Genomic DNA, 23,836 nt, shown 5'->3' on the forward strand with positions numbered 1-23,836 from the left:
CAGGGCCAGAGCATCGAGCATTTCAGTGTCGAGTCGTAGATACCGACACTCCATCACATGAGAACAATGTCATATTGCTCTTGAGTGTAATGCGTTTCGACCTGAAAACGGATGGTCTTGCCGATAAAGCTTTCGAGATCTGCCACCGAGGCAGAATCTTCATCCAACAGGCGATCCACGACATTCTGGGACGCCAGCACCATGTAGGTATCCGGACTATAGGCACGCTCTTCACGCATGATCTCGCGGAAGATTTCGTAGCAGATCGTTTCCGGCGTTTTAAGCGTGCCGCGGCCCTGGCAGGTCGGGCAGGCTTCACACAGGACTTGCTCAAGACTCTCACGGGTGCGCTTGCGCGTCAGCTGTACCAAGCCAAGTTCGGTGACGCCGGTCATCTTATTCTTGGCATGATCACGCTCCAGCGACTTCTCGAGCACGCGCAGTACCTGGCGCTGATGCTCGGTCTCTTCCATGTCGATGAAGTCGATGATGATGATGCCACCAAGATTACGCAGTCGAAGCTGGCGGGCGATGGCGGTTGCGGCTTCGAGGTTGGTCTTGAAGATGGTCTCTTCAAGATTGCGATGCCCGACAAAGCCGCCCGTGTTGACGTCGATGGTCGTCATCGCTTCTGTCTGGTCGATGACGAGGTAGCCACCACTCTTTAGCTGGACCTTGCGCCCCATCGCCTTGTGGAGTTCATCCTCGACGCTGAACAGATCGAAGATCGGCCGCTCACCGGGGTAGTACTCGATGCGGCTTTCCATGTCCGGCATGAACTCGCTGGCGAACTCCTTCAGGCGCAGAAAGTTCTCACGAGAGTCAATGCGGACACGCTCGATCTCGTCACGCATGACGTCGCGCAGGGTGCGCATGAATAGCGGCAAATCATCGTAGATCGCGCTCGGCACCGCGGCCGTCAGGCGACGCTCACTGACCTTGCGCCATAGCCGCAACAGGAAGTGCATGTCCTGTTTGAGCTCTGCCTCGCTGATACCTTCCGCAGCGGTGCGCAAGATAAAGCCACCGGGCGCCTCAGGATCAAGTGCCATCAGGCAGCGCTCAGTCATCTCCTTGAGACGATCCCGCTCGGCATCGCTTTCAATCCGCTGAGATACCCCGGTGTGTGGAGAGTCCGGCATATAAACCAGATAGCGTGACGGCACTGACAAATGTGTTGTCAGCCGAGCGCCCTTGGTGCCAATGGGATCCTTGGTGACCTGAACCACCAGCGACTGCCCTTCACTCAGCAAGTCACGAATCGAACGCTGCTCATCATGCGGCGTATGTGCTGGCATCACCTCTTGAGCATGGATAAAGGCCGCACGTTCGAGACCAATATCGACAAAAGCAGCCTGCATGCCCGGTAGCACTCGTACGACCTTGCCGCGGTAGATGTTACCGACAATGCCGCGTCGCCCGCTGCGTTCAATGAACGCTTCCTGCAGGACACCATTTTCGACGACCGCTACGCGGGTCTCCATCGGTGTCAGGTTGATCAATACCTCGCCGCTCATAGCGCAAGTCCTTGTAAAGTCGTTGCTTGCGATTATGACATAGCAAGGTAGGCCCCGGCTGTGATCTATCGACTAAGGATTTTCTTCAGCGCGTATTTTCTGTCAACAGAATTTGGAACGACAGCATGCATCAGCCTTCCCAGCAGCCTATGTCTTGCGCCATCAGCATCCGCGAAGCCTCATATAGCGGCAACCCGACCACCGCGCTGTAACTGCCCTCCAGGTGACTGACGAACACGGCGCCCAGCCCCTGGATGGCATAGCCACCAGCCTTGTCGGCTGGTTCGCCAGTCGCCCAATAGCGTTTCGCTTCATCTGAAGTGATATGACGAAAAGTGACGCGGCTCTCGACCAGTTCAGCATCGCAGTGCGTGACGTCCCGCCCTCCAACGGTGCCACGACAGAGTGCGATGCCGCTCAATACCTGGTGACTGCGCCCTGACAGACTCAACAGCATCTCGCATGCATCGGCTTCATCACGCGGCTTGCCCAGAATCCTGCCCTCAAGCGCCAATGCCGTATCGGCACCCAATACCACTACGCCAGCACTGGATCGTACATGACCCTCCCACCTATCCGCCTGGGCACGGTAGCCGGTCTGTGCCTTCTCGCGCGCCATACGCAGCACGTAATGCTCTGGTGACTCACCCACCCGTGGAGACTCATCGATGTCCGCTGGCGCGACCTCGCAGGGCACACCAATACTGGCCAGCAGATCACGGCGGCGTGGCGAACCTGAGGCCAGTATCAATTGCGGCGATGAGAGAGTAGCGCCCCCTGCGGCACCAGAACTCAAACCAGAGTCAGAGACAGTGACGGAAATATCATGTGTCATGAATACCTCACGGATAGAGTGAATAGGGAAAATCGTGAGACAGCTTGCACGAGGTACTTAAATTGAACGTGACAGACAGCAAAAAGCCGCCCGTGGGCGGCTTTTCGTCATACTGAATACATGGCAGCAACATCAGGCTGTCAGTCGCCGGCGCAGCATCTGCAGCAGCGTATAGAGCCACGGCCACAAAGCCCCACCAATCACGGCCGATAGCAGGAAGGAGAGATCCACCGGCCCCGCACCAAAGATACTTCTGAGCCACTGATCCACCAGCTGAGCGATCCCCAGTACCACAATGACCAAGAAGGCCTGCTGCAATAATGAATAAGCACGAATCCGCTGATAGAGCAGCACACCCATGAAAGCTGTCAATGACAGTACTAGTGCATTGTGCCCCAATGGTGCGCCCTGCAGGACATCCAGCGCCAAACCAAAGGCAAAACCATGGACAACACCGACACTCTGTGGCGATACGATGCACCAGTAAACCAGCATCAGACCGAGCCACTGGGGACGCCAGATCAACCAGACATCCGGTAATGGCATCACCTGCAGGCACAGTGCAAGTAATAACGATAACCAGCACAGCAGCGTGGTCTGGGGACGAAAGGCCATCAGTTATTCTCCCCAGCGGCGTCGGCAGCCGCCTGTGCTTCCGTAGCGGCTTCAGCGGACGTTGCTTCGGCGTCCTTAGGTGCAGCGATATTATCGCGCGGCAACTCATCGAGACTGTCGCCGACATAGAGATTAGCTGCGTCGATCTCGGGCGGCATCTGGATCAGGAAATTGCGCGAACGTTCCAACTGGGCAACGGGTTCAGCGCTGACACGTGCAAAAGGCTTACCGGGATCGTGATAGACCTCAGTGACACGAGCCACTGGCAGGCCCCGCGGAAAACGCAGCGCAAGGCCAGAAGTCACCAGCAAGTCACCCACACGAATATCCGCGGTGTCCGGCACATGCAGCACATTCACCTGATCAATCTTGCCACTGCCCTGAGCGATAAAACGCAATCCATTACGATTCACTTCTACCGGCACAGCATGACTGGCATCACTGATCATCAGTACACGACTGTTATAAGCAGAGGTGGAAATGACCTGGCCAACCAGCCCATAAGCATCCAGCACTGGCAGTCCGATCCGCACACCATCCTGCTCACCTCGGTCAACGACCATGCGATGAGAGAACGGATCAGCATCCAGTGTCAGCAGCTGAGAGGTGATATAGGGGACGTCACTGCGCTGCCCGGCATTGAGTAGCTTGCGTAGGCGCGCATTCTCGGTGGACAGACTCGCCATGCGTTGCACACGGCTAGACAGATTAAGCAGCTGCTCACGCAGTGCCCGATTTTCGTCGGCAAGCTCCTGCTGGTCAGCAAACACCAGCGCGCCCCAGCTGAGGCCTTCGGTTGGCAGACTGACCACCCACTGCACAGGGGAAACCAGTGTCGCCATGCTGGCACGCACGTCGACCATCCAGCTGAAGCGATCTTCGGCAAACATCAACGCGAACGACAGTACCGCGCACAACAGCATGCGATAGCCGGGCACGGGGCCACGCGTGAACAGGGGTTTGATAGCACTTCCTCCCACGGGCCGGGACCAGCCGTACAGTAAACATCATGCCCGGCCCCGGACGAGGTCAATCGCTCGACAGCAGCTCGAAGGTATGCTGATCGATCATTTCCAGCGCCTTGCCACCGCCACGCGCCACGCAGGTCAGCGGGTCTTCGGCGATGATCACCGGTAGCCCCGTTTCTTCTGCAATCAGCTTGTCGATATCACGCAGCAGCGCCCCACCACCGGTCAGCACCAAGCCGCGCTCGGCAATATCTGACGCCAACTCTGGCGGTGACTGCTCAAGTGCGCTTTTCACCACGGAGACAATTGCTGCCAACGGTTCCTGCAGCGCATCGAGAATCTCGTGGGAGTTGAGCGTGAAGGAGCGCGGAATACCTTCCGCCAGGTTACGGCCGCGCACGTCAATCTCGCGCAGCTCGCCACCCGGGTAGGCACAACCGATCTCTTCCTTGATGCGCTCAGCAGTCGCTTCACCGATCAGGCTGCCGTAATGGCGACGCACATAGGAGGTGATGGCTTCATCGAAGCGGTCGCCACCGATACGCACTGACTCGGAGTAAACCACGCCGTTGAGCGAGATGATGGCGATTTCAGTAGTACCACCCCCGATATCCACCACCATCGAGCCCATGGCTTCCTCGACGGGAAGACCAGCACCAATCGCGGCAGCCATTGGCTCCTCGATCAGATAGACCTCACGCGCGCCGGCACCTTCTGCCGACTCCTTGATAGCGCGCCGCTCGACCTGAGTCGACATGCACGGCACACATACCAGCACACGAGGGCTGGGCGTCAGGAAGGTGCTCTGATGCACCTTGCGAATGAAGTGCTGGAGCATCTGCTCGGTGACGGTAAAGTCGGCAATGACGCCGTCCTTCATCGGGCGAATGGCCGTGATATTGCCGGGGGTACGCCCCAGCATGCGCTTGGCATCGGCACCGACGGCCGCCACACTGCGTGTATTCCCGGATTGGCGAATGGCCACAACAGAAGGCTCGTCGAGCACGATACCGCGACCGCGCACATAAATAAGCGTGTTAGCGGTACCCAGATCGATCGAAAGATCGCTCGAGAACAGCCCACGTAAACGTTTAAACATGGAAGTTGATCACCTAGTCCAGACCGGAACCCTGTGCAGACGCGAACGGTACCATTGCCGCCCCATGGCGGCAAGCTGACACGCCTGCCAGAGCGACGCAGATGTGGTACATTTCACGACGGATCACACTGTGACAACGCCTTGGACCATAGGTTGCTACGCAACTGTCATCGCGTTGTTCACCAGGTGACGAGCCATCACATTCAGTTGAATGAAGCGTGGCTGCCGTCACCTCAAAGCCTCTCGAAGCCAAGACAGGGAAACTTCATGGCCCTTGAACATTCAGATGTGCTGCGTGCCGCTCACCTCGCACGCCTGGGTCTTGCCTCGCAGGATGCCGAAGCCTACGTCGAGGATCTCAATCAGATTCTCGCCATGGTCGACCAGCTGCAACAGGTCAATACTGATGGCATCGCGCCACTGGCGCACCCATTGGAAGCAACCCAGCGTCTTCGCGCCGACGAAGTCACCGAGTCGAATCAGCGCGAACACTTCCAGCAGGTGGCTCCGGCCACCGAACAGGGGCTATATCTGGTACCCCGCGTCGTCGAGTAAACATGTTGGGACACCGATTGCTTATCGTCATGTGTCTTATCTCAGCTCAACGTCACGCGGCACGCCTCCCCGTCCGCCCCGGAATTTATGCTAGTGCTGCCTTGAAGCAGCGCTAGCACTGATGGAATCGAACATGTCATCGTCCATAGCACTCCATGACAAGACGCTCAGCGAGCTGGCGCAAGGCCTCTCGGTCGGCGAATACACCAGTCGCGAGCTGACGGAAGCCTTCCTGGCGCGTATCGAGCGCCTCGACGGCGAACTCAATAGCTACATCACTGTGTGTCGCGAAGAGGCACTGCGTGACGCAGATGCCGCAGACGCGCGCCGTGCTGCCGGCAAGGCTGCACCTCTGACCGGCGTGCCGATGGCCATCAAGGACATCTTCTGCACCGAAGGTGTTCGCACCAGCTGCGGCTCGAAGATGCTCGACAACTTCATCTCGCCCTACGACGCCACGGTGATCGAGAAGCTGCGCGCCGAAGGCGTGGTGATGCTGGGCAAGACCAACCTTGATGAGTTCGCGATGGGCTCCTCAAACGAAAACAGCTACTACGGCGCCGTCAAGAATCCGTGGGATCTGACCGCCGTGCCTGGCGGTAGCTCCGGTGGCAGTGCCGCCGCCGTTGCTGCGGGTCTCGCACCTGCTGCCCTGGGCACTGACACTGGCGGTTCCATCCGCCAGCCAGCGGCCTTCTGCGGCATCACGGGCCTCAAGCCGACCTATGGTCGTGTCTCGCGCTACGGCATGATCGCCTATGCCTCCAGCCTCGACCAGGGCGGCCCGATGGCCCGTAGCGCAGAAGACTGCGCGCGCCTGATGAATGTGATCGCCGGTGCTGATCCGCGCGACTCCACCAGCGTCGTGCGCAGCGTGCCGAATTACATCGAAGGCCTGAACTATAACCTCAAGGGCCTGAAGATTGGTCTGCCCAAGGAATATTTCGGAGAAGGCCTGAGCGCGGAAGTCGAATCTTCCGTACGCGCCGCGATCAAGGTCTTCGAGGACGCCGGCGCCAGCGTGCAGGAAATTTCCCTGCCGCATACCCACCTGGCCATCCCGACCTATTACGTCATCGCACCGGCCGAGGCTTCTTCCAATCTGTCGCGTTACGACGGCGTGCGCTTCGGCCATCGCTGCGCTGACCCGAAAGACCTGGAAGACCTCTACAAGCGCACTCGCGAGGAAGGCTTCGGTGACGAAGTGAAACGCCGTATTTTGATCGGCACTCACACTCTGTCCGAAGGCTTCTTCGACGCCTACTACATCAAGGCCCAGAAGGTGCGTCGCCTGATCCGTCAGGACTTCCTCGATGCCTTCGACCAGGTCGATGTGCTGATGGGACCGGCGGCACCGACCCCGGCGTTTGATCTCGGTGCGCACAAGGACCCGCTGTCCATGTACCTGCAGGATCTCTATACCATCGCCATCAACCTGGCGGGCATTCCGGGCATCAGCGTACCCGCCGGACTGGCAGGCAAGCGCCCGGTCGGCCTACAGATTCTCGGCCCGCACTTCGGTGAGCAGACCCTGCTGGGCGTCGCGCACCAGTTCCAGAAAATCACCGACTGGCACCGCCAGCGCCCGGAATTCGGACAGGAGCAAGCCTGATGCAATGGGAAGTCGTAATCGGGCTTGAGGTTCACGCTCAGCTCGCCACCCAGTCAAAGATCTTCTCTGGCTCCTCCACCACCTATGGTGCCGAGCCCAACACCCAGGCCAGCGCCGTCGACCTCGGTCTGCCGGGTACCCTGCCGGTACTCAACGAGCAGGCCGTGGCCATGGCCGTGCGCTTCGGCCTGGCGGTCAATGCGGCTGTCGCCGGTCACTCAGTGTTCGAGCGCAAGAACTACTTCTATCCTGACCTGCCCAAGGGCTATCAGACCAGCCAGATGTCTCAACCCATTGTCGGCCCAGGTGTGCTTGAAATCCTGCTGGAAGACGGCACGCGCAAGTCGATCCGCATCCACCATGCTCACCTTGAAGAAGATGCTGGCAAGTCACTGCATGAAGACTTCCAGGGCATGACGGGCATCGACTTGAACCGTGCGGGCACGCCACTTCTGGAGATCGTCTCCGAGCCAGATCTGCGCTCCGCCAAGGAAGCCGTAGCCTACGTCAAGGCGATCCACGCCATCGTGACCTATCTCGGCATCTCTGACGGCAACATGGCAGAAGGATCACTGCGCTGTGACGTCAACATCTCGATGCGCCCCAAGGGCCAGGAAGACTACGGCACGCGCGCGGAGATCAAGAACGTCAACTCCTTCCGCTTCATCGAGCGCGCCATCCACTTCGAGGTCGAGCGTCAGATCGATCTGATCGAGGATGGTGGCCGCGTCGTACAGGAAACACGCCTGTATGATCCCGAAGCGGACGAGACACGCAGCATGCGCAGCAAGGAAGAGGCCAACGACTATCGCTACTTCCCGTGTCCTGACCTGCTGCCCGTTGAAGTTGATGAAGCCTATATCGAGCACCTGCGCGGCACCTTGCCTGAGATGCCGGCCGAGAAGCGCGCGCGCTTCGAAAGCGAACTGGGTCTATCGGCCTACGACGCCAGCGTGCTATCCGGCACTCGTGAAATGGCAGATTTCTTCGAAGAAGTGAAGGGTGTCTGCGGCGATGCCAAACAGGCCGCCAACTGGGTACAGGGCGAACTGTCCGGTCGCCTCAACAAGGAAAATCTCGACATCAGCGTAAGCCCAGTGTCTGCCGCGCAACTCGGCGGTCTGGTCAAGCGCATCGTCGACGAGACCATCAACGGCAAGGCGGCCAAGCAGGTATTCGCCGCGCTGTGGGACGGTGAAGGCACGAGCGCTGACGAAGTCATCGAATCACGCGGCCTCAAACAGGTCACGGATAGCGGTGCCATCGAAGCCGTGGTCGACCAGGTGATTGCCGACAACCCCGCCCAGGTGACCCAGTATCAGGAAGCTGAAGTAGACAAGCGCGGCAAGATGATCGGATTCTTCGTCGGTCAGGTCATGAAGGCCTCGCGCGGGACAGCCAATCCGCAACAGGTCAACAAGGTCCTCAAGGACAAGCTGGATAGCCTCAGCTAAGCGCGACGCCCTGAACCACCCAACCGCCACATGCAACGGCCAGTCGCGGACATTCCGAGACTGGCCGTTGTCAGTCTACGATGGATGCCCTTATTCCCAGTCACTCGTTGCTACTTCAAGGATGTTCTGATGGCAGATGATGTCGGTGCCCGCCTACGAGCGCTACGCACCCTGCGTGGCATCTCGCAACGCGAGTTGGCCAAGCGCTGTGGCGTGACACACTCCAGCCTGTCGCTGATCGAGCAGGGTAAGGTCAGCCCGTCAGTGAGTTCACTCTCCAAGATTCTTGGCGCCATTCCGATGAGCGTCGGGGACTTCTTCACCATGGAGCTCGAGAGTACCGGCAAGGTGTTCTACAGCGAGGAAGAACTCACCAATGTCGGTAGTGGTGAGGTGATATTCAAGCTGGTGGGTGCCAATCGCAAGAATCGTGGTCTGTCGTTCATGGTCGAGACCTATCCGCCAATCAGTGATACTGGCCGCGAGATGATCACCCATCAGGGTGAGGAAGCTGGCGTGATCCTCGAAGGCGAGATCGAGATCACCATCGGTGGCGACACGCGAGTGCTGAAAGCCGGCGAAGCCTATTACTTCGACACCAACGTGCCACATCGCTTCCGCAATATCGGTGACGTCGAGTGTCGCCTGGTCAGCTGCGCCACACCCGCCCGCATGTTCTGACGCTGAATCGCAGCAAAGATGAAACCAAAAGGGCCACGCGAATGCGTGGCCCTTTTCTTGTAGAGCTGAACAACGAGAGCATCAGCCCATCAGGGCGTCAGAGAAATCCAGACGCTCTTGAGCTGGGTATATTCCGCCAGCGAGTGGTGCGACTTGTCACGCCCATTGCCCGACTGCTTGACGCCACCAAAGGGCATGGTCTGATCACCACCTGCCCAGTTGTTGACGAACACCTGCCCAGATTCCAGCTGGTGCGTCATGCGCATGATGCGGTCGATATCCTGACTCCAAAGCCCTGCCGCCAGCCCAAAGTCACTGTCATTGGCCAGTGCCAGCGCCTCTGCTTCCGTCTCGAAGCCGAATACTGACAGCACCGGCCCGAAGATTTCCTCACAGCCGATTGCCATCTGCGACGTCACGCCATCGAAGACCACCGGACGGATGAACAGGCCCGGCCCGGCGATATCCTCACCGCCTGCTCGTAGCGCTGCACCCTCTTCAACGCCTTGGCGGATATACCCCATCACGCGCTCATGTTGAGTCTTGTCGACCATCGCGCCCATGAAGCTTGCAGGATCGAGCGGATCACCCGGCTGCATGCGCTCAGCCGCGGCAACAACCTTCTCGACGAAGGCTTCGCGGATCGAGTGCTCGACCAATAGACGGGAGCCTGCAATACACACCTCCCCTTGATTGTAGAAGATGGCCGCCGCGGCACTCTCAGCCACGCGGTCCAGATTGGCGCAATCGGCGAAGACGATGTTGGGACTCTTGCCGCCGCACTCAAGGAAGACACGCTTGAGATTGGACTGCCCAGCATATTGCATCAACTGCTTGCCAACCGCGGTAGAGCCTGTGAAAGCCAGGCATTCCACATCCATCGACAGTGCCAACGCACGCCCGACGGTATGCCCGAAGCCCGGCAATACCTGGAAGACACCGCGCGGAATACCGGCTTCACGCGCCAGTTCTGCCAATCTAAGTGCTGACAGCGGTGATTTCTCCGACGGCTTGAGGATGACGCTATTACCCGCCGCCAGTGCCGGCGCGATCTTCCATGCCGTCATCATCATAGGGAAGTTCCACGGCACGATGGAAGCGACCACGCCCAGCGGCTCGCGCAGTACCATGCCCAGCGCCTGCTGACCCGTCGGTGCGACTTCGCCGTAAAGCTTGTCGATGGATTCAGCCTGATGACGAATCGACCCGATGGCTCCTGCCATGTCATCCAGCGCACTGGTCACCGGCTTGCCCATATCGAGGGTATCCAGCAGCGCCAACTCGTCCTGATGAACTTCCAGCAGATCCGCCAGCTTGAGCAATACGCGCTTGCGCTCGCCGGGTGCCATACGTGACCAGACACCACTCTTGAAAGCAGCACGCGCATGACGAATGGCGATCTCGGCATCGGCACTGTCGCAACTGGCCACGTGGGCCAGCACTTCACCGGTGGCCGGATTGATCGTCTCGAACGTCTCGCCGCTGACAGCAGTCACGAATTCATCATTGATGAAGGCACGATCGTTCAGTGTCGTCGTCAGGCGGGCCGCAAAGGCTTGCCAGTCAGTCAGGGTCTGTGGACGGCTCATGAGCAGGATTCCGATGTCAGAGAAGTAAGATGAGATGAGGCCGCCAGCTGGCGAGCCGTTTCGTCGAGTGCTGCACGCGCCAGGCTGACCAGCGCGTCAATCTCGTCATGCGTGATGACCAGCGGCGGCGAGATGATCATGGTGTCACCCACCGAGCGCATCACCAGTCCAGTATCGAAGCAGGTATCGCGACACATGCTCCCCACTGCCAAAGACGAATCGAAACGCTCACCGGTGGCCTTGTCGGCCACTAGCTCAAGCGCCCCCATCAGCCCCAGCGAGCGAGCCTCACCCACCAGTGGATGATCAGCCAGCGTCGCCCAGCGTTTGGCAAGATAGGGGCCGAGATCATCGCGCACCCGCTCGACGATATTCTCGCGCTGCATGATCTCGAGCGTCTTGAGCGCCACCGCCGCACACACCGGATGCCCGGAGTAGGTGAAGCCGTGATAGAACTCGCCGCCCTCTTGAACCAGAGTCTCGGCGATACGATCGCCCACCAGCACACCGCCAATCGGGAGATAACCTGATGACAGCCCCTTGGCAATCGGCATCAAATCCGGCTTGAGGTCGTAGTGCTGGCTGCCGAACCACTCTCCCAGCCGCCCGAAGCCGCAGATGACCTCATCGATCACCAACAGAATGTCGTACTTCTCAAGCACTGCCTTGACTGCTGGCCAGTAACTGTCAGGAGGCATGATCGCTCCGCCCGCGCCCTGCACCGGTTCCGCCAGGAAGGCGGCCACGTTATCCGCCCCCAACTCGAGAATGCGGGCTTCGAGCGCATCGGCGCAGACCTTGCCTAACTCCTCACGATTCATGTCACGTCCTTCGCCAAACCAGTAGGGCTGACGGATATGCGTGATGCCCGGCACACAGGGGCCGCCTTGCTCGTGCATCGGCGCCATGCCTCCCAGACTCATGCCAGCGACAGTAGAACCGTGATAGCCATTCTCCCGCGAGATGATCCACTGCTTCTCAGGCTTGCCTTTGAGTGCCCAGAAACGGCGCACCATGCGCAGCATGGTGTCATTGGCTTCAGAACCGGAGCCGGTAAAGAAGACATGATTGATGTGATCCGGTGCCAGACGGCACAACTCAGCTGCAAGCTCGATGGCCGGCGGATGGGCAGTCTTGAAGAAGGTGTTGTAGTACGGCAGCTGTGTCATCTGCTGGCTGGCAGCGTCCACTAACTCCTGACGCCCATAACCGAGATTCACGCACCATAATCCCGCCATGCCATCAAGCATCCGCTGGCCGTCAGCATCCTGGATATACACGCCTGAGGCGGCGGTAATGATGCGACTGCCCTCCTCACTCAACGCCTTGAAGTCGGTGAATGGATGCAAATGATGATCACTGTCCAGCGCCTTTAAGCGTGTGGTATCTGGCGAGGCCATGGTCATGTCTCCCGTCTAAGAGGTCTGCTTGAAATTATTGTGGATACGCTGAAATGCCATCCGACATGCACTGCCAACGGCGGACTGACCGTCAGATCATCGGATATAGGTCACCGATCCTGTGCTGCCTTGTCACGACAGGCAGCAGCGAAGCCTTCAAGAATCGCGAGATACAGTGGGTGTTCGCGCGGCTTCCACTCTGGATGCCACTGCACCGCCAGCGTAAAGGATGAAGCCGCACTGACCGATACCGCTTCCACCAGGCCATCCGGTGCCAGCGCTTCGATGCGTAAACCGTCACCCAGCCGGGCAATACCCTGCTGATGCAATGAGTTGACGCGCGCCTCTGGCACATCGTAAAGCGCCGCCAGCTGGCCACCGGCCACGATGGAGATGTCGTGTGAAGGCGCGAACTGTGCGTCCTGATCACCCTTCGGTTCACGATGATCCATCAGGCCCGGCACCTGCTGTACGGCCTGATGCAGACTGCCGCCGAAGGCGACGTTCAACTCCTGGAAGCCACGACAGATACCCAGCAACGGCATACCCAGCGTCAGTGCCAGCGGCACCCATTGCAGCGCCGCAGCATCACGCGCGCGATCTTCATAGGTATTTTCCGGCGCCAGCGATTCACCATAGCGCGAGGGGTGCATATTGGAATAACTACCCGTCAGCAGCAGTCCATCCAGACGTGACAGCAGGGCTTGCATGGCATCGATATCAGCAGCGGAATCCATGTCCTCCCATACCGGAATCATCACCGGCTGCAAGCCCACATCACGCAATGCACTCACATACTTGTCCGTCACCATATGGGCCGGATGACCTTCGACAGTACGGCGGCAGGCGATAACGCCTACCAGAGGACGGGGTTCCATGAAATCTCCTTCAAGGCGTGCTTGCAGCCCTTGGACAGTTGGTATGTTTTTATCAACATAGACTGAACGCCTTTCCTTGCCAACCCGACAAAGCGAAGATTTACCAAAAATCTATTCAACATACTGTTTTAAAGTAACTTAAAACCAAATTTATCGATAAACCATCTCAGCTCACCTCGGCAAAAACTGTAAATTATTTGACAACACTCACTGACGTGACGATATATGTATGCATAACAGCCATCCATGCCCACAGGTGATTCACATGCACAGCCTTCCCGTCGATGAGGTCAGAGAATTTCTGGACCGTCATCCAGAGATCGAGAATATCGATCTGCTGATCAGCGATATCAATGGTATTCAGCGCGGCAAGCGTATCCCTCGTGAAAACCTCGAGAAGGCTTACGCGCTTGGCATCAACTTGCCGGGTTCGGTCTTCGCGCTCGATATTGCGGGCAATACCATCGAAGAGACGGGATTGGGGCTGGAAACCGGGGATAGCGATCAGGTCTGCCGTCCGATTGCAGGCACCCTGATGCCGGCTCCCTGGTTGCGTAATGGCAAGCAGGGCCAACTGCTGATGAACATGCGTGATGACAAGGATGGTCCCTTCTTTGCCGATCCGCGCAATCAGCTGCAGAAGCAGGTGGATGTCCTCGCTGCAATGGGCCTGACGGCAGTCGTGGCACTGGAACTTGAGTTCTATCTGGTCGATCGCGAACGCGACGACCTGGGCATGGCGCAGCCGCCCTGCTCACCCGTGACAGGTGAGCGGGCCACCGAAAGCCAGCTCTACTCCATCGGTGAGCTGGATGAGTACGCTGACTTCCTCGAAGAGATCCAGAATGCAGCGCGCATTCAAAAGCTGCCACTGGATACCGCACTCAAGGAGTGCGCGCCGGGCCAGTTCGAGATCAACCTGATCCACCTTGATGATGTCATGAAGGCCTGCGACAGCGCCGTACTGCTCAAGCGTCTAATCAAGGGTGTCGCTCTGCGTCATGGCTTTGATGCCACCTTCATGGCCAAGCCATATGGTGATGAAGCAGGCAACGGCATGCACGCACACATGAGCCTGCTGGATCGTGACGGTAACAACGTCTTCTCAGCCGCAGATGAAAACCCGCTGGGTACCGATATGCTACGCCACGCCATCGGCGGCCTGTTGGAACTGATGCCGGCGTCCATGGCGCTATTCGCCCCCAATTTGAATTCCTATCGCCGCTTCCAGCAGGGGCTTTATGTCCCGATGGCACCGACCTGGGGCTTCGATAATCGCTCTGTCGCCATCCGTATCCCTTCCGGCCCCAATGAAGCGCGTCGCCTTGAGCACCGCGTCGCCGGGGCAGACGTCAATCCGTACTTGTTGCTGGCCACCCTGCTGGCCTCCGTTGCTCATGGCATCACGCATCAGGTCTCGCCCGGCGAACCCGTCACAGGTAATGCCTATGACCAGTTCGAGCCCAGCCTGACCAATAGCTGGTCTGAAGCTCTGACCTTGCTGGAAGAGAGCCCGCCGCTAACGGATGCCTTTGGTGCGCCATTCCTCAACGTCTTCATTTCAGGACGTCGGGCCGAACGCGAAGCGGCCATGCAGATCATCAGCCGCATGGAATATGACTGGTACCTGCGTCACATCTAGCCAATAGCGCCTTCCCAACAACATCTCTCTGGGCTCGTAACATGACAATCATAAAATCAGCCGCTGCCCGCGACACCTATCACATTCCACCTTTCAGCATGCTAAGCAGCTCCCTCCTTGCACGGGAGAATCTCGCATGAACTCGCCGACTCACGCGAAACCACATGCCTTCGCCCCTTCTGTGGCGACGCGCGGCAAAGGCCGCAGTATCGCTATGTTTGGCACCATACTGGCACTGGTGCTTGGCATCACCTTCACACATGACGCTGGTACGCCATTTGGCTGGATAAGTCTGATGCCGTCGCTGATTGTGCTGGTGGTCGCCATTGCCACCCACCGCACACTGGAAGCACTGGCCATCGGTGCACTCTCTGGTCTCTTGATGCTGCAACCCGAGGACTACATCGGCGAACTTGCTGACATCTCACTGAATGTGATGATGAACGAGACTATCGCTTGGCTGATTCTGGTCTGCGGCCTGATGGGCGGCTTCATCGCCATGATGGAGAAGTCCGGCTGCACATTGAGCTTCAGCAACATGATCGGCCGACTGCTCAAAACGCGCCGCCAGTCACTGATTGGCACCGTGGTACTGGGCATTCTCATCTTCATTGATGACTACCTGAATGCACTCGCTACGCCAGCAGCCATGAAGCGCCTCACTGATCGCTTTGGCGTCTCGCGCGAGAAGCTGGCCTATATCGTCGACTCCACCGCCGCGCCGATTTGCATCTTGGTCCCCCTCTCGACCTGGGCCGTGTACTTCTCGCAATTGCTGGAAGAAGGCGGCGCTACCGAGAACGGCATGTCGCTCTATATTCAGGCCATTCCGTACATGCTGTATGGCTGGATCGCCATGGGGCTGGCCATGCTGGTTGCCATCGGTCTGATGCCGGATATTGGCCCGATGAAGGCGGCTGAGCTGCGCGCGAAAGCCGGCCAACCCATTCCCGATGGTGCCCCGGAGCCGATGCCAGAAGCCGATGCACCGAAATCCAGTCCGTGGATTGGCCTGATGAACTTCGTGCTTCCCATGGCCGTGCTGATCGGTGCCAGTGCCTGGTTCGAGATTGACCTGCTCAAGGGCGTGATCGTCGCAACCTTGTTCACCATCGTGCTCTATCTCGCCCAGCGCCTGGTGTCCTTCTCTGCACTGATGGATGCCGTGATGGACGGCTTTCGCACCATGATGCTGCCACTGGCCATCGTCGCCGTCGGTTTCGTGCTGCGTGAGGTCAATGATCAGCTCGGCATGACCACCTTCATGATCGATAGCCTGACGCCCTACCTGACACCCGCGATTCTGCCGGCCATCGTGTTCGTCAGCATGGCAGTGGTGGTGTTTGCGACGGGGTCGTCCTGGGGGGTGTTCGTGATCTCGATTCCAATCGTGCTTCCCATTGCGATACATATGGATGCTTCGATTCCCCTGATCGTCGGGGCTCTGCTGTCGGCCTCAAGCTTCGGCAGCCATGCCTGCTTCTTCTCGGACTCCTCGGTACTGTCGTCTCAGGGCTGTGGTGTCCAACCGATGCAACATGCGCTGACACAGCTGCCCTATACGATGATAGGCGCTGCAATCACTACCGCTGGCTTCCTGGCGCTGGGCTTCTGGATCAACGGCTAAGCTGTCGTCTGCCTATCTCTCTAGCGGCTTGATGATCTGCCAGGCAATAAGATGCCCCACCCTTCTGGATGGGGCATCTTGCGTTGGAGGCCCATGAAAAAGCCGCCTTCCCATCATGCAGGAAGGCGGCTCTGGAGCGACGGCAGCGGCAGGTTGATCAGATGCCGAGCTTGTCACGTGTCTGGTAGTACCAGGCACCTACGGCGGACAACGGTACGCGCAACATGCGACCGCCGGGGAATGGCAGATGCGGCAGGCCAGCGAAGGCATCGAAACGCTCGTCACGTCCTGTCATCACCTCGCTGATCAGGCGGCCCGCCAGATGGCTGCACGTCACACCATGACCAGAATACCCTTGGGCGTAATAGACGTTGTCATTGAGCACACCGAACTGCGGCAGCCGATTGAGCGTCATCAGAAAGGTGCCACTCCACGCATAATCAATCTTGGTATCCGCCAGCTGCGGAAAGGCCTTGAGCATCTTGGGACGAATCAGCGCCTCAATGTTGGCTGGGTCTTCGCCGCCATAGTTGACGCCACCACCGAAGATGAGTCGGTTATCGCGAGTCAGACGATAGTAATCAAGCAGGTAATTGCAGTCTTCCACCGCCATGTTGTTGGGCAGCAGCGCTCGCGCGACGTCCGCTTCCAGTGGCGCGGTCGTGATGACCTGAGTCCCGCACGGCATCGATTTGCCTTCCAGTACCGGCAACACGCCATTCAGATAGGCATTGCCTGCCATCACCACACGGTCAGCACGGATGGTGCCACCTGCCGTCTTCAGCACCACAGGGGAGCCATGTTCGAGACTCACCAGCGGGCTTTGCTCGAAGATGACACCGCCCAGTGACTCGAATGCGGCGGCTTCACCCAGCACCAGATTCAGCGGGTGAATATGGCCACCGGAGTGATCAACCAGTGCTCCTACATAGCCTTCGGCGCTGACTTCACGCTTATAGGTGTCGCCTTCCAGCAGCTCGAGACTGGTATTGCCGTAGCGCTCCCACAGTGCCTTGTGCTCGCGCAAGCCTTTCATCTGTCGAGTATTACAGGCCGCGAACAGATTCCCTTCGCGGAGATCACAGTCGATGCCATAACGCACGATACGCTCGCGAATGATGCTGTTGCCCTCAAAGGCCATATCACCCAGCGCACGCGCGGTCTGTGCGCCGAAGCGTTCTTCGATGACATCCATGTCACGACTGTAACTATTGACGATCTGCCCACCATTGCGACCAGAAGCCCCGTAACCTACGCGGGCTGCCTCCAGCACCATGACCTTGAGGCCCTGCTCGGCCAGATGCAACGCTGCCGATATCCCCGTGAAGCCAGCACCAACGACGCAGACATCACAGCTGACCTCACCCGATAGTGATGGGCGTTCAGGAGAGGCATTGGCGGAGGATGCATACCAGGAGGCAGCATGTTCAATGGGCAGAGGTGCACTCATGACAGTTTCCTTGTGGTTATTTTAATCAACACAATAACACCCTACCACGGAACAAACTGTCAAACTTGCAGTTTTTGACGTGCAATAATCACCGAATAAGCAGATCCCGAAGCACTGCAACCTCACGACAACCGAGAGGGCTTCATAAGCAGAAAGAGGCCGTGACGACTGCCACGACCCCTTGCTGATACTGGCTGTCGAGAAAGACATACCAATCTTCGCGCCACTTACACTCTCAGCAGCAAGTGCTCACGCTCCCAGGAACTGATGACTTGGAAGTACTCGCGGTGCTCGGCACGCTTGACGGCCAGATAACTCTTCACGAAACGTTCGCCGAGGATGTCCGCCAGTGGCTTGCAGGAGTGGAGCGCATTGAGCGCCGGCCCAATGTCGTCCGGCAGCGTGTTGCCGCCTTTCCAGGCAGACCCGACAGCCGGGGGGCGCGGTTCGATCTGCGCCATCATGCCCAGATAGCCACAGGCCAGTGATGCCGCCATCACCAGGTACGGATTGGCATCAGCACCCGCCAGACGATTCTCGACCCGTGTACCTGCGGCATCAGACACCGGCACACGTAACCCTACGGTACGGTTGTCGAAGCCCCACTCCACGTTGATGGGCGCAGAACCACTGGTTTCGCTACGCATCAGACGGCGATAGGAATTGACGTTAGGTGCGAAGAACGGCATCGCGGACGGTATGTAGGTCTGCAAGCCCCCGATGAAGTTACGGAACAGCGTGCTTGCGCGTCCATCCTCATCCGCAAAGAGATTTTTTCCCGTCTCGACATCCACCAAGCTCTGGTGAATATGCATCGAGCTACCCGGCTGATAAGCCATCGGCTTGGCCATGAAGGTGCCATACATGCCATGACGCAGCGCCGTCTCACGCAACGTACGCTTGAACATCACGACCTGGTCGGCCAGTGCCAACGGATCGCCATGCTCGAAATTGACCTCCATCTGGCCGGCACCCTCTTCGTGAATCAAGGTGTCCAGATCAAGTCCCATCGCTTCGCAGTAGTCGTACATCTCCTCGAATAGCGGATCAAACTCATTGACCGCATCAATGGAATAGGACTGACGACTGCTCTCCTGACGCCCACTGCGACCGATAGGCGGCTCCAGCGGATAGTCAGAATCCTTGTTGGTCTTGACGAGATAGAACTCGGCTTCCGGCGCCACGACCGGCTTCCAGCCACGCGCAGCATAAAGCGCCAGCACGCGCTTTAGCACATAGCGCGGCGACAGCTCCACCGGATCACCATTGAGGTAATAACAGTCATGAATGATCTGTGCGGTGGGGTCTTCCGCCCACGGCACTAGGTAAACCGCACTGGTATCCGGAATCAGCTCCATGTCCTGCTCAGCAGGATTCCAGAAGCGACTGTCTTCATCGTCCGGATAACCGCCAGTGACAGTCTGAATGAAGATCGAGTCCGGCAGACGCGGTCGGCCACCATTGAGGTATTTGCGCGCCGGCATGATCTTGCCCTTGAGAATGCCAGTCAGGTCAGTGACCAGACATTCCACCTCGGTGATGCCATGTGCCGTGAACCATTCTTGCAACACGGCTTCTTCGTCTTCGTGACCAGTGGGTTCGTACTTCATGAAACCTTCCTTGAACAATGCATGGCAGGCCACGGCACCCAGTGGCCTGCTTGAAGAACATCCGAATGCCAGCACTTTTGAATACCAGTGCTTGAATGACAGCGCTCTTGAATGGCTATGCTCAGCGCGCCTGCACCTCAGACCACAACTGCTGGAATATCTGTAGCTGCTTGCCGGAGAGGCTCGGCGAGAAGCGTAGACGCGCCATGTCATCTTCCGATGGCTGAATCGGCGGCTGAGTCAGCACCTCATCCAGATATGGTGTAGCCGCAGCATTGGGGCTGGCGTAGTAGTTGTAGTTGGAGAGCTGTGCACCGACCTTGGCGTCCAGGATGAAGTTGATGAAGGCATTGGCCAGTTCCGGATGCGGCGCCTTGGCAGGAATCATCATTGAATCCACCCACTTCTCGGCACCTTCATCGGGAATGACGAACTTGATGTCGGAGAAGGATTCTGGATTTTCATCCAGATAGAACAGATAGTCACCGTTGAAAGAGAGTCCAGCATGTGTGACTTTGCGTGCCAACTGCTGAAGCGCCGGCGTGCCATCAGAGAAACCACTGAAGTTGCCGCGATGCTTGGTTTCGATCAGCAGCTTGGCCGCCTCACGCCAGTCGTCCAGATCGGTACAGTCATAGCCATGCCCCAGATAGGCACAGGCGATCCCCATGCTGACCTGACCGCCAGTCATCAGACCGAAGGGGTAGGCATCATTGACGGCGGGATCAAACAATACGGACCAGCTCTTGGGCGCGTCCTTGAAGGTACTGGCGTTGTAGACCAGCCCTGTCACACCCCACTGATACGGCGCAGCATAATCAAGACCGGCGCCAAGCACTGGATCACGAAACTGCTCAGCGACATTGGCTAGATTCGGTACCTTGGCCTTGTCGATCTTCTGCACCAACCCCGTCTCGATCAAGCGCGGCACGTAGTAACTAGACGGTATGATGATGTCGTACTGGGAAACACCACCAGCATTCAACTTGGCCAGCATCTCCGGCTGCGAGTTATAGTAGCTCTCGACCACCTCAACGTCGTACTTCTCCTCAAAAGCGGTGATGATTTCCGGATCCATGTACTGGGTCCAGTTGAAGAGATACAACTTCTTCTCTTCTGCTTGGGTAGCACCTGCCAGCAGAATACTGCCGATGGCAACAGCAAAACGCAGCTTGTTAATTATCATTATTATGCTCCATTAAAAATGGCCTAAGACCACATCACTTCATTCGCTATCAGCGCACCCTTGACCTTAATCTGCGCAATTAACAATGCCTTTCGTGAACGCATCATAGATTGAAAGTGGCATCTATTTCCCCACACTCCATCACCGAAATATCCCAGACATCCATACTCAGCGCGCCTGCACTTCAGACCACAACTGCTGGAATATCTGTAGCTGCTTTCCGGAGAGGCTCGGCGAGAAGCGTAGACGCGCCATGTCATCTTCCGATGGCTGAATCGGCGGCTGAGTCAGCACCTCATCCAGATACGGTGCAGCCGCAGCATTGGGGCTGGCGTAGTAGTTGTAGTTGGAGAGCTGCGCACCGACCTTGGCGTCCAGGATAAAGTTGATGAAGGCATTGGCCAGTTCTGGATGCGGCGCCTTGGCAGGAATCATCATTGAATCCACCCACTTCTCGGCACCTTCGTCGGGAATGACGAACTTGATGTCGGAGAAGGATTCTGGATTCTCATCCAGATAGAACAAGTAGTCGCCGTTGTAAGACAGCGCACCATGCGTGACCTTGCGTGCCAGCTGCTGTAACGCAGGCGTACCATCGGAGAAACCGCTGAAGTTGTCGCGATGCTTGGTCTCGATCAGCAGCTTGGCGGCCTCACGCCAGTCATCCAGATCGGTACAGTCATAGCCATGACCGAGATAGGCACAGGCTGTTCCCATGCTGACCTGACCATCGCCCATCAGACTGAAGGGATAGGCGTCATTGACGGCGGGATCAAACAGCACAGACCAGCTCTTGGGCGCATCCTTGAAGGTACTGGCGTTGTAGACCAGGCCCGTCACGCCCCACTGATAAGGCGCGGCATATTCTGCGCCAGGGTCGAAGCTCGGACTGCTGAACTGCTCGGCGACATTGGCCAGATTCGGCACCTTGGCCTTGTCGATCTTCTGCACCATACCTGTCTCGATCAAGCGCGGAACGAAGTAGTTGGACGGCACGATGATGTCGTACTGAGAGACACCACCTGCATTCAATTTTGCCAACATTTCCGGTAGCGAGTTGTAGTAATTCTCGACCACCTCAACTCCGTATTTCTCCTCAAAAGCGGTGATTATTTCCGGGTCCATGTACTGAGTCCAGTTGAAGAGATACAACTTCTTCTCTTCTGCCTGGCTAGCACCTGCCAACAGAATACTGCCGATGGCAACAGCGAAACGCAGCTTGTTAGTTGTCATTGTGATGCTCCGTTTTAATTGTCGTGAGGGTGTTGCAGGGTTACTCAGGTGTTATCCCTTCAACACGTAGTGCGCTGACGGGATACCTGCCTGATCGTAGTAGCGATAATTGCCTGGTTCACGTTCGAAAACAGTGCCGCTTTTGAAAACATTCCCGCGAGACATTCAGGACACCGTACGCCGTCGTGATAGCCACAGACTGGCAATTGCCGCGATGGCGACTGCCATCATCATCAGTGTCGCGATGGCGTTGATTTCCGGTGTCACTCCCTTGCGAATCGCGCTCCAGATGTAGATGGGCAGCGTTGCGCTCTCGGGGCCAGAGGTGAAGAAGCTAATCACGAAGTCATCCAGCGACAACGTAAATGACAGAAAGAAGGCCGAGATCAATGCTGGCTTCAGCGTTGGCAGCATGAAGAACTGGACTCGCTGACGCGGTGTCGCGTAAAGGTCTTTCGCCGCTTCGAACAGCGAGGGATCAAGCCCGACGAAACGCGAATAGACGATCAATGCCACGAAGGGAATCTGGAAGGTGACATGCGCGATGATCATGGTGCTCAGCCCCGGTGACAACAGGCCGGTCAACTCGTTGATCTTCACGAAGAAGGTCATTTCCGAGATACCGAACACGATGTCCGGCAGCACGATAGGCAGATAGATCAACACGATCAGCCAGCCCAGCTTGCGATGCCGATGCCGATACATGCCGTAGCCGATGAGACAACCAATCACGAGTGCCACCAGCGAAGAAATCACCGCCAGCAACAGCGAATTGCTCAGCGCCGACAGAATCGCGTCATTACCCAATAACCGTCGATACCAACGCAGCGAGATACCGGTGAAGCTAGCGGCACTGTTGGAGGCATTGAAGGAAAACAGCATCACGACGATCAATGGCAAGTACAGGAAGCCAATTGTCAGCCACCAAAAGCCCCGTAATCCCTTCTTGAATATTGAGCGCTTCATATCACCACCTCTTCACCGCCACCCAGGCGCTTGCCGATGCGTCGCATCGCATACAGACCAATGAAGGTGGCGATCAGCATCAGAATCGCGCCCGCTGCTCCCAGCGGCCAGTTGGCACTGCCGGCGAATTGATTGGCGACCAGATTCCCCAGCATCATGCCCTTGCCACCGCCCAGCAGCTCCGGAATCACGTACATGCCAAACGCCGGTATCGCGACCAGTACCACCCCCGCCAGCAACCCTGGCAATGTCTGAGGGAAGACCGCATGCCAGAATGCCTTGAATGGTGAGGCATATAGGTCACGCGCAGCCTCGACCAGCGCGAAATTCAATTTCTCGAAAGCGGCATACAACGGCAGCACCATGAATGGCAGGAAGTTGTAGACCAACCCCAGTGTGACCGCGAAATTGGAGGGATAGAGCCCCATGTTGGGTGCGATCATGCCCATGGCTTCCGCAAGCTCCGCCAGCGGCGTGCCCGGCGCCAACAGATTCATCCAGCCAAAGGTGCGAATGACCTGATTGGTCCAGGACGGCACCACCACGGCCAACAGCATGATTGGCCGCCAGCGTATGTCTGCCTGCGAGATGTAGTAAGCGATCGGATACGCCACCAGCACTACCAGCACGGTGGACAGCACCGTCTGCCACAACGAACGCATCAGTGTCAGTAGGTTGCCCGGACTCCAACCTAGAAAGCCCTGCCCCGCCAGCTGCTGAAACGATGTCAGCGATAACGGCATTTCCGGCAGCCCGTAGGGGCCATTGCTCATGAAGGCCACACTCATCAGGTATGCACTGGGCAATACCAGAAAGATGAAGATCCAGGCAGCTCCCGGTGTCACGGTAAATAGCAGGTGGCGCGTTTCACGCACGATGGCCTGTCTACGTCCAATCACGGCAGTCGTCTTCGACATGT

20 protein-coding genes are annotated in these 23,836 nt (G+C 57.7%); 6 read left to right on the top strand and 14 right to left on the bottom strand.

Annotation, left to right across the window (positions count from 1 at the left end; translation table 11 throughout):
* Positions 1-53: 53 nt before the first annotated feature.
* The 5 genes from rng to CFN46_RS02855 form a co-directional block, all read right to left on the bottom strand.
* Positions 54-1,517, bottom strand: coding sequence for a ribonuclease G (rng, locus tag CFN46_RS02835; RefSeq protein ID WP_024951348.1), 1,464 nt, complete (start codon positions 1,515-1,517; stop codon positions 54-56).
* A gap of 130 nt (positions 1,518-1,647) precedes the next feature.
* On the bottom strand, positions 1,648-2,352 hold the full coding sequence (locus tag CFN46_RS02840) for a nucleoside triphosphate pyrophosphatase (protein ID WP_088742624.1): 705 nt from the start codon (positions 2,350-2,352) through the stop codon (positions 1,648-1,650).
* 132 nt (positions 2,353-2,484) lie between these two features.
* On the bottom strand, positions 2,485-2,967 hold the full coding sequence (mreD, locus tag CFN46_RS02845) for a rod shape-determining protein MreD (RefSeq protein ID WP_024951350.1): 483 nt from the start codon (positions 2,965-2,967) through the stop codon (positions 2,485-2,487).
* A complete protein-coding gene (gene mreC / locus CFN46_RS02850; protein ID WP_254918383.1) occupies positions 2,967-3,947 on the bottom strand; it encodes a rod shape-determining protein MreC in 981 nt (326 codons plus the stop codon). The genes mreD and mreC overlap by 1 nt, the downstream gene beginning before the upstream one ends.
* 49 nt (positions 3,948-3,996) lie before the next feature.
* Positions 3,997-5,034, bottom strand: a complete 1,038-nt coding sequence (locus CFN46_RS02855; protein ID WP_024951352.1) for a rod shape-determining protein — start codon at positions 5,032-5,034, stop codon at positions 3,997-3,999.
* Between the two features lie 267 nt (positions 5,035-5,301).
* Between CFN46_RS02855 and gatC the strand changes: the two genes are divergently transcribed.
* The 4 genes from gatC to CFN46_RS02875 all read left to right on the top strand — a co-directional run bounded on the left by gatC (position 5,302) and on the right by CFN46_RS02875 (position 9,336).
* Positions 5,302-5,589 carry an Asp-tRNA(Asn)/Glu-tRNA(Gln) amidotransferase subunit GatC gene (gene gatC / locus CFN46_RS02860; RefSeq protein WP_024951353.1) on the top strand — a complete coding sequence of 96 codons (288 nt, stop codon included), beginning with the start codon at positions 5,302-5,304 and terminating at the stop codon, positions 5,587-5,589.
* A gap of 133 nt (positions 5,590-5,722) precedes the next feature.
* Positions 5,723-7,201 (top strand): Asp-tRNA(Asn)/Glu-tRNA(Gln) amidotransferase subunit GatA, encoded by a 1,479-nt coding sequence (gene gatA, locus CFN46_RS02865; RefSeq protein WP_088742625.1) that lies wholly within the window; start codon positions 5,723-5,725, stop codon positions 7,199-7,201.
* The gene (gene gatB / locus CFN46_RS02870; protein WP_088742626.1) at positions 7,201-8,655 is read left to right on the top strand and encodes an Asp-tRNA(Asn)/Glu-tRNA(Gln) amidotransferase subunit GatB; all 1,455 of its coding nucleotides are present in this window, start codon (positions 7,201-7,203) and stop codon (positions 8,653-8,655) included. Before gatA ends, gatB begins: the two co-directional genes overlap by 1 nt.
* A gap of 129 nt (positions 8,656-8,784) precedes the next feature.
* Positions 8,785-9,336: a cupin domain-containing protein gene (locus CFN46_RS02875; RefSeq protein WP_024951356.1), complete on the top strand. Its 552-nt coding sequence runs from the start codon at positions 8,785-8,787 to the stop codon at positions 9,334-9,336.
* Positions 9,337-9,425: 89 nt separating this feature from the next.
* Here the strand turns inward: CFN46_RS02875 and CFN46_RS02880 are convergent, their stop codons facing one another.
* From CFN46_RS02880 to CFN46_RS02890, 3 genes are all read right to left on the bottom strand, one after another.
* Entirely contained in the window at positions 9,426-10,925 is a 1,500-nt protein-coding gene (locus CFN46_RS02880; RefSeq protein WP_088742627.1) for an aldehyde dehydrogenase, read from the bottom strand.
* The gene (locus tag CFN46_RS02885) at positions 10,922-12,325 is read right to left on the bottom strand and encodes an aspartate aminotransferase family protein (protein ID WP_088742628.1); all 1,404 of its coding nucleotides are present in this window, start codon (positions 12,323-12,325) and stop codon (positions 10,922-10,924) included. The genes CFN46_RS02880 and CFN46_RS02885 overlap by 4 nt, the downstream gene beginning before the upstream one ends.
* A 110-nt stretch (positions 12,326-12,435) precedes the next feature.
* Complete coding sequence (locus CFN46_RS02890; RefSeq protein WP_088742629.1) at positions 12,436-13,203, bottom strand: gamma-glutamyl-gamma-aminobutyrate hydrolase family protein; 768 nt, start codon at positions 13,201-13,203, stop codon at positions 12,436-12,438.
* A 265-nt stretch (positions 13,204-13,468) separates the two neighbouring features.
* On the opposite strand from CFN46_RS02890, the gene CFN46_RS02895 reads away from it, so the two are divergent.
* Together CFN46_RS02895 and CFN46_RS02900 are read left to right on the top strand one after the other, a co-directional pair.
* Entirely contained in the window at positions 13,469-14,845 is a 1,377-nt protein-coding gene (locus CFN46_RS02895; protein ID WP_024951359.1) for a glutamine synthetase family protein, read from the top strand.
* A 136-nt stretch (positions 14,846-14,981) separates the two neighbouring features.
* The gene (locus tag CFN46_RS02900) at positions 14,982-16,472 is read left to right on the top strand and encodes a Na+/H+ antiporter NhaC family protein (protein WP_024951360.1); all 1,491 of its coding nucleotides are present in this window, start codon (positions 14,982-14,984) and stop codon (positions 16,470-16,472) included.
* 157 nt (positions 16,473-16,629) lie between these two features.
* Here the strand turns inward: CFN46_RS02900 and CFN46_RS02905 are convergent, their stop codons facing one another.
* The 6 genes from CFN46_RS02905 to CFN46_RS02930 form a co-directional block, all read right to left on the bottom strand.
* On the bottom strand, positions 16,630-17,922 hold the full coding sequence (locus tag CFN46_RS02905) for an FAD-binding oxidoreductase (RefSeq protein WP_088742630.1): 1,293 nt from the start codon (positions 17,920-17,922) through the stop codon (positions 16,630-16,632).
* A 227-nt stretch (positions 17,923-18,149) separates the two neighbouring features.
* On the bottom strand, positions 18,150-19,532 hold the full coding sequence (locus CFN46_RS02910) for a glutamine synthetase family protein (RefSeq protein WP_051510749.1): 1,383 nt from the start codon (positions 19,530-19,532) through the stop codon (positions 18,150-18,152).
* Positions 19,533-19,653: 121 nt separating this feature from the next.
* Entirely contained in the window at positions 19,654-20,718 is a 1,065-nt protein-coding gene (locus CFN46_RS02915; RefSeq protein ID WP_024951362.1) for a PotD/PotF family extracellular solute-binding protein, read from the bottom strand.
* A gap of 168 nt (positions 20,719-20,886) precedes the next feature.
* Positions 20,887-21,951, bottom strand: coding sequence for a PotD/PotF family extracellular solute-binding protein (locus CFN46_RS02920; protein WP_024951363.1), 1,065 nt, complete (start codon positions 21,949-21,951; stop codon positions 20,887-20,889).
* 165 nt (positions 21,952-22,116) lie between these two features.
* Positions 22,117-22,917: an ABC transporter permease gene (locus tag CFN46_RS02925; RefSeq protein ID WP_024951364.1), complete on the bottom strand. Its 801-nt coding sequence runs from the start codon at positions 22,915-22,917 to the stop codon at positions 22,117-22,119.
* On the bottom strand, positions 22,914-23,834 hold the full coding sequence (locus CFN46_RS02930) for an ABC transporter permease (RefSeq protein ID WP_024951365.1): 921 nt from the start codon (positions 23,832-23,834) through the stop codon (positions 22,914-22,916). The genes CFN46_RS02925 and CFN46_RS02930 overlap by 4 nt, the downstream gene beginning before the upstream one ends.
* Between the last annotated feature and the right edge of the window lie 2 nt (positions 23,835-23,836).

The sequence above is a fragment of the Cobetia sp. QF-1 genome (assembly GCF_002213105.1).
Classification (GTDB): Bacteria; Pseudomonadota; Gammaproteobacteria; order Pseudomonadales; family Halomonadaceae; genus Cobetia; species Cobetia crustatorum.

Excerpts from the sequence above, each read along its gene's own strand:
- rng (WP_024951348.1), bottom strand. The coding sequence starts at position 1,517 with ATGAGCGGCGAGGTATTGATCAACCTGACACCGATGGAGACCCGCGTA.
- CFN46_RS02840 (WP_088742624.1), bottom strand. The coding sequence starts at position 2,352 with ATGACACATGATATTTCCGTCACTGTCTCTGACTCTGGTTTGAGTTCT.
- mreD (WP_024951350.1), bottom strand. The coding sequence starts at position 2,967 with ATGGCCTTTCGTCCCCAGACCACGCTGCTGTGCTGGTTATCGTTATTA.
- CFN46_RS02855 (WP_024951352.1), bottom strand. The coding sequence starts at position 5,034 with ATGTTTAAACGTTTACGTGGGCTGTTCTCGAGCGATCTTTCGATCGAT.
- gatC (WP_024951353.1), top strand. The coding sequence starts at position 5,302 with ATGGCCCTTGAACATTCAGATGTGCTGCGTGCCGCTCACCTCGCACGC.
- gatA (WP_088742625.1), top strand. The coding sequence starts at position 5,723 with ATGTCATCGTCCATAGCACTCCATGACAAGACGCTCAGCGAGCTGGCG.
- gatB (WP_088742626.1), top strand. The coding sequence starts at position 7,201 with ATGCAATGGGAAGTCGTAATCGGGCTTGAGGTTCACGCTCAGCTCGCC.
- CFN46_RS02875 (WP_024951356.1), top strand. The coding sequence starts at position 8,785 with ATGGCAGATGATGTCGGTGCCCGCCTACGAGCGCTACGCACCCTGCGT.
- CFN46_RS02880 (WP_088742627.1), bottom strand. The coding sequence starts at position 10,925 with ATGAGCCGTCCACAGACCCTGACTGACTGGCAAGCCTTTGCGGCCCGC.
- CFN46_RS02885 (WP_088742628.1), bottom strand. The coding sequence starts at position 12,325 with ATGGCCTCGCCAGATACCACACGCTTAAAGGCGCTGGACAGTGATCAT.
- CFN46_RS02890 (WP_088742629.1), bottom strand. The coding sequence starts at position 13,203 with ATGGAACCCCGTCCTCTGGTAGGCGTTATCGCCTGCCGCCGTACTGTC.
- CFN46_RS02895 (WP_024951359.1), top strand. The coding sequence starts at position 13,469 with ATGCACAGCCTTCCCGTCGATGAGGTCAGAGAATTTCTGGACCGTCAT.
- CFN46_RS02900 (WP_024951360.1), top strand. The coding sequence starts at position 14,982 with ATGAACTCGCCGACTCACGCGAAACCACATGCCTTCGCCCCTTCTGTG.
- CFN46_RS02905 (WP_088742630.1), bottom strand. The coding sequence starts at position 17,922 with ATGAGTGCACCTCTGCCCATTGAACATGCTGCCTCCTGGTATGCATCC.
- CFN46_RS02910 (WP_051510749.1), bottom strand. The coding sequence starts at position 19,532 with ATGAAGTACGAACCCACTGGTCACGAAGACGAAGAAGCCGTGTTGCAA.
- CFN46_RS02915 (WP_024951362.1), bottom strand. The coding sequence starts at position 20,718 with ATGATAATTAACAAGCTGCGTTTTGCTGTTGCCATCGGCAGTATTCTG.
- CFN46_RS02920 (WP_024951363.1), bottom strand. The coding sequence starts at position 21,951 with ATGACAACTAACAAGCTGCGTTTCGCTGTTGCCATCGGCAGTATTCTG.
- CFN46_RS02925 (WP_024951364.1), bottom strand. The coding sequence starts at position 22,917 with ATGAAGCGCTCAATATTCAAGAAGGGATTACGGGGCTTTTGGTGGCTG.
- CFN46_RS02930 (WP_024951365.1), bottom strand. The coding sequence starts at position 23,834 with ATGTCGAAGACGACTGCCGTGATTGGACGTAGACAGGCCATCGTGCGT.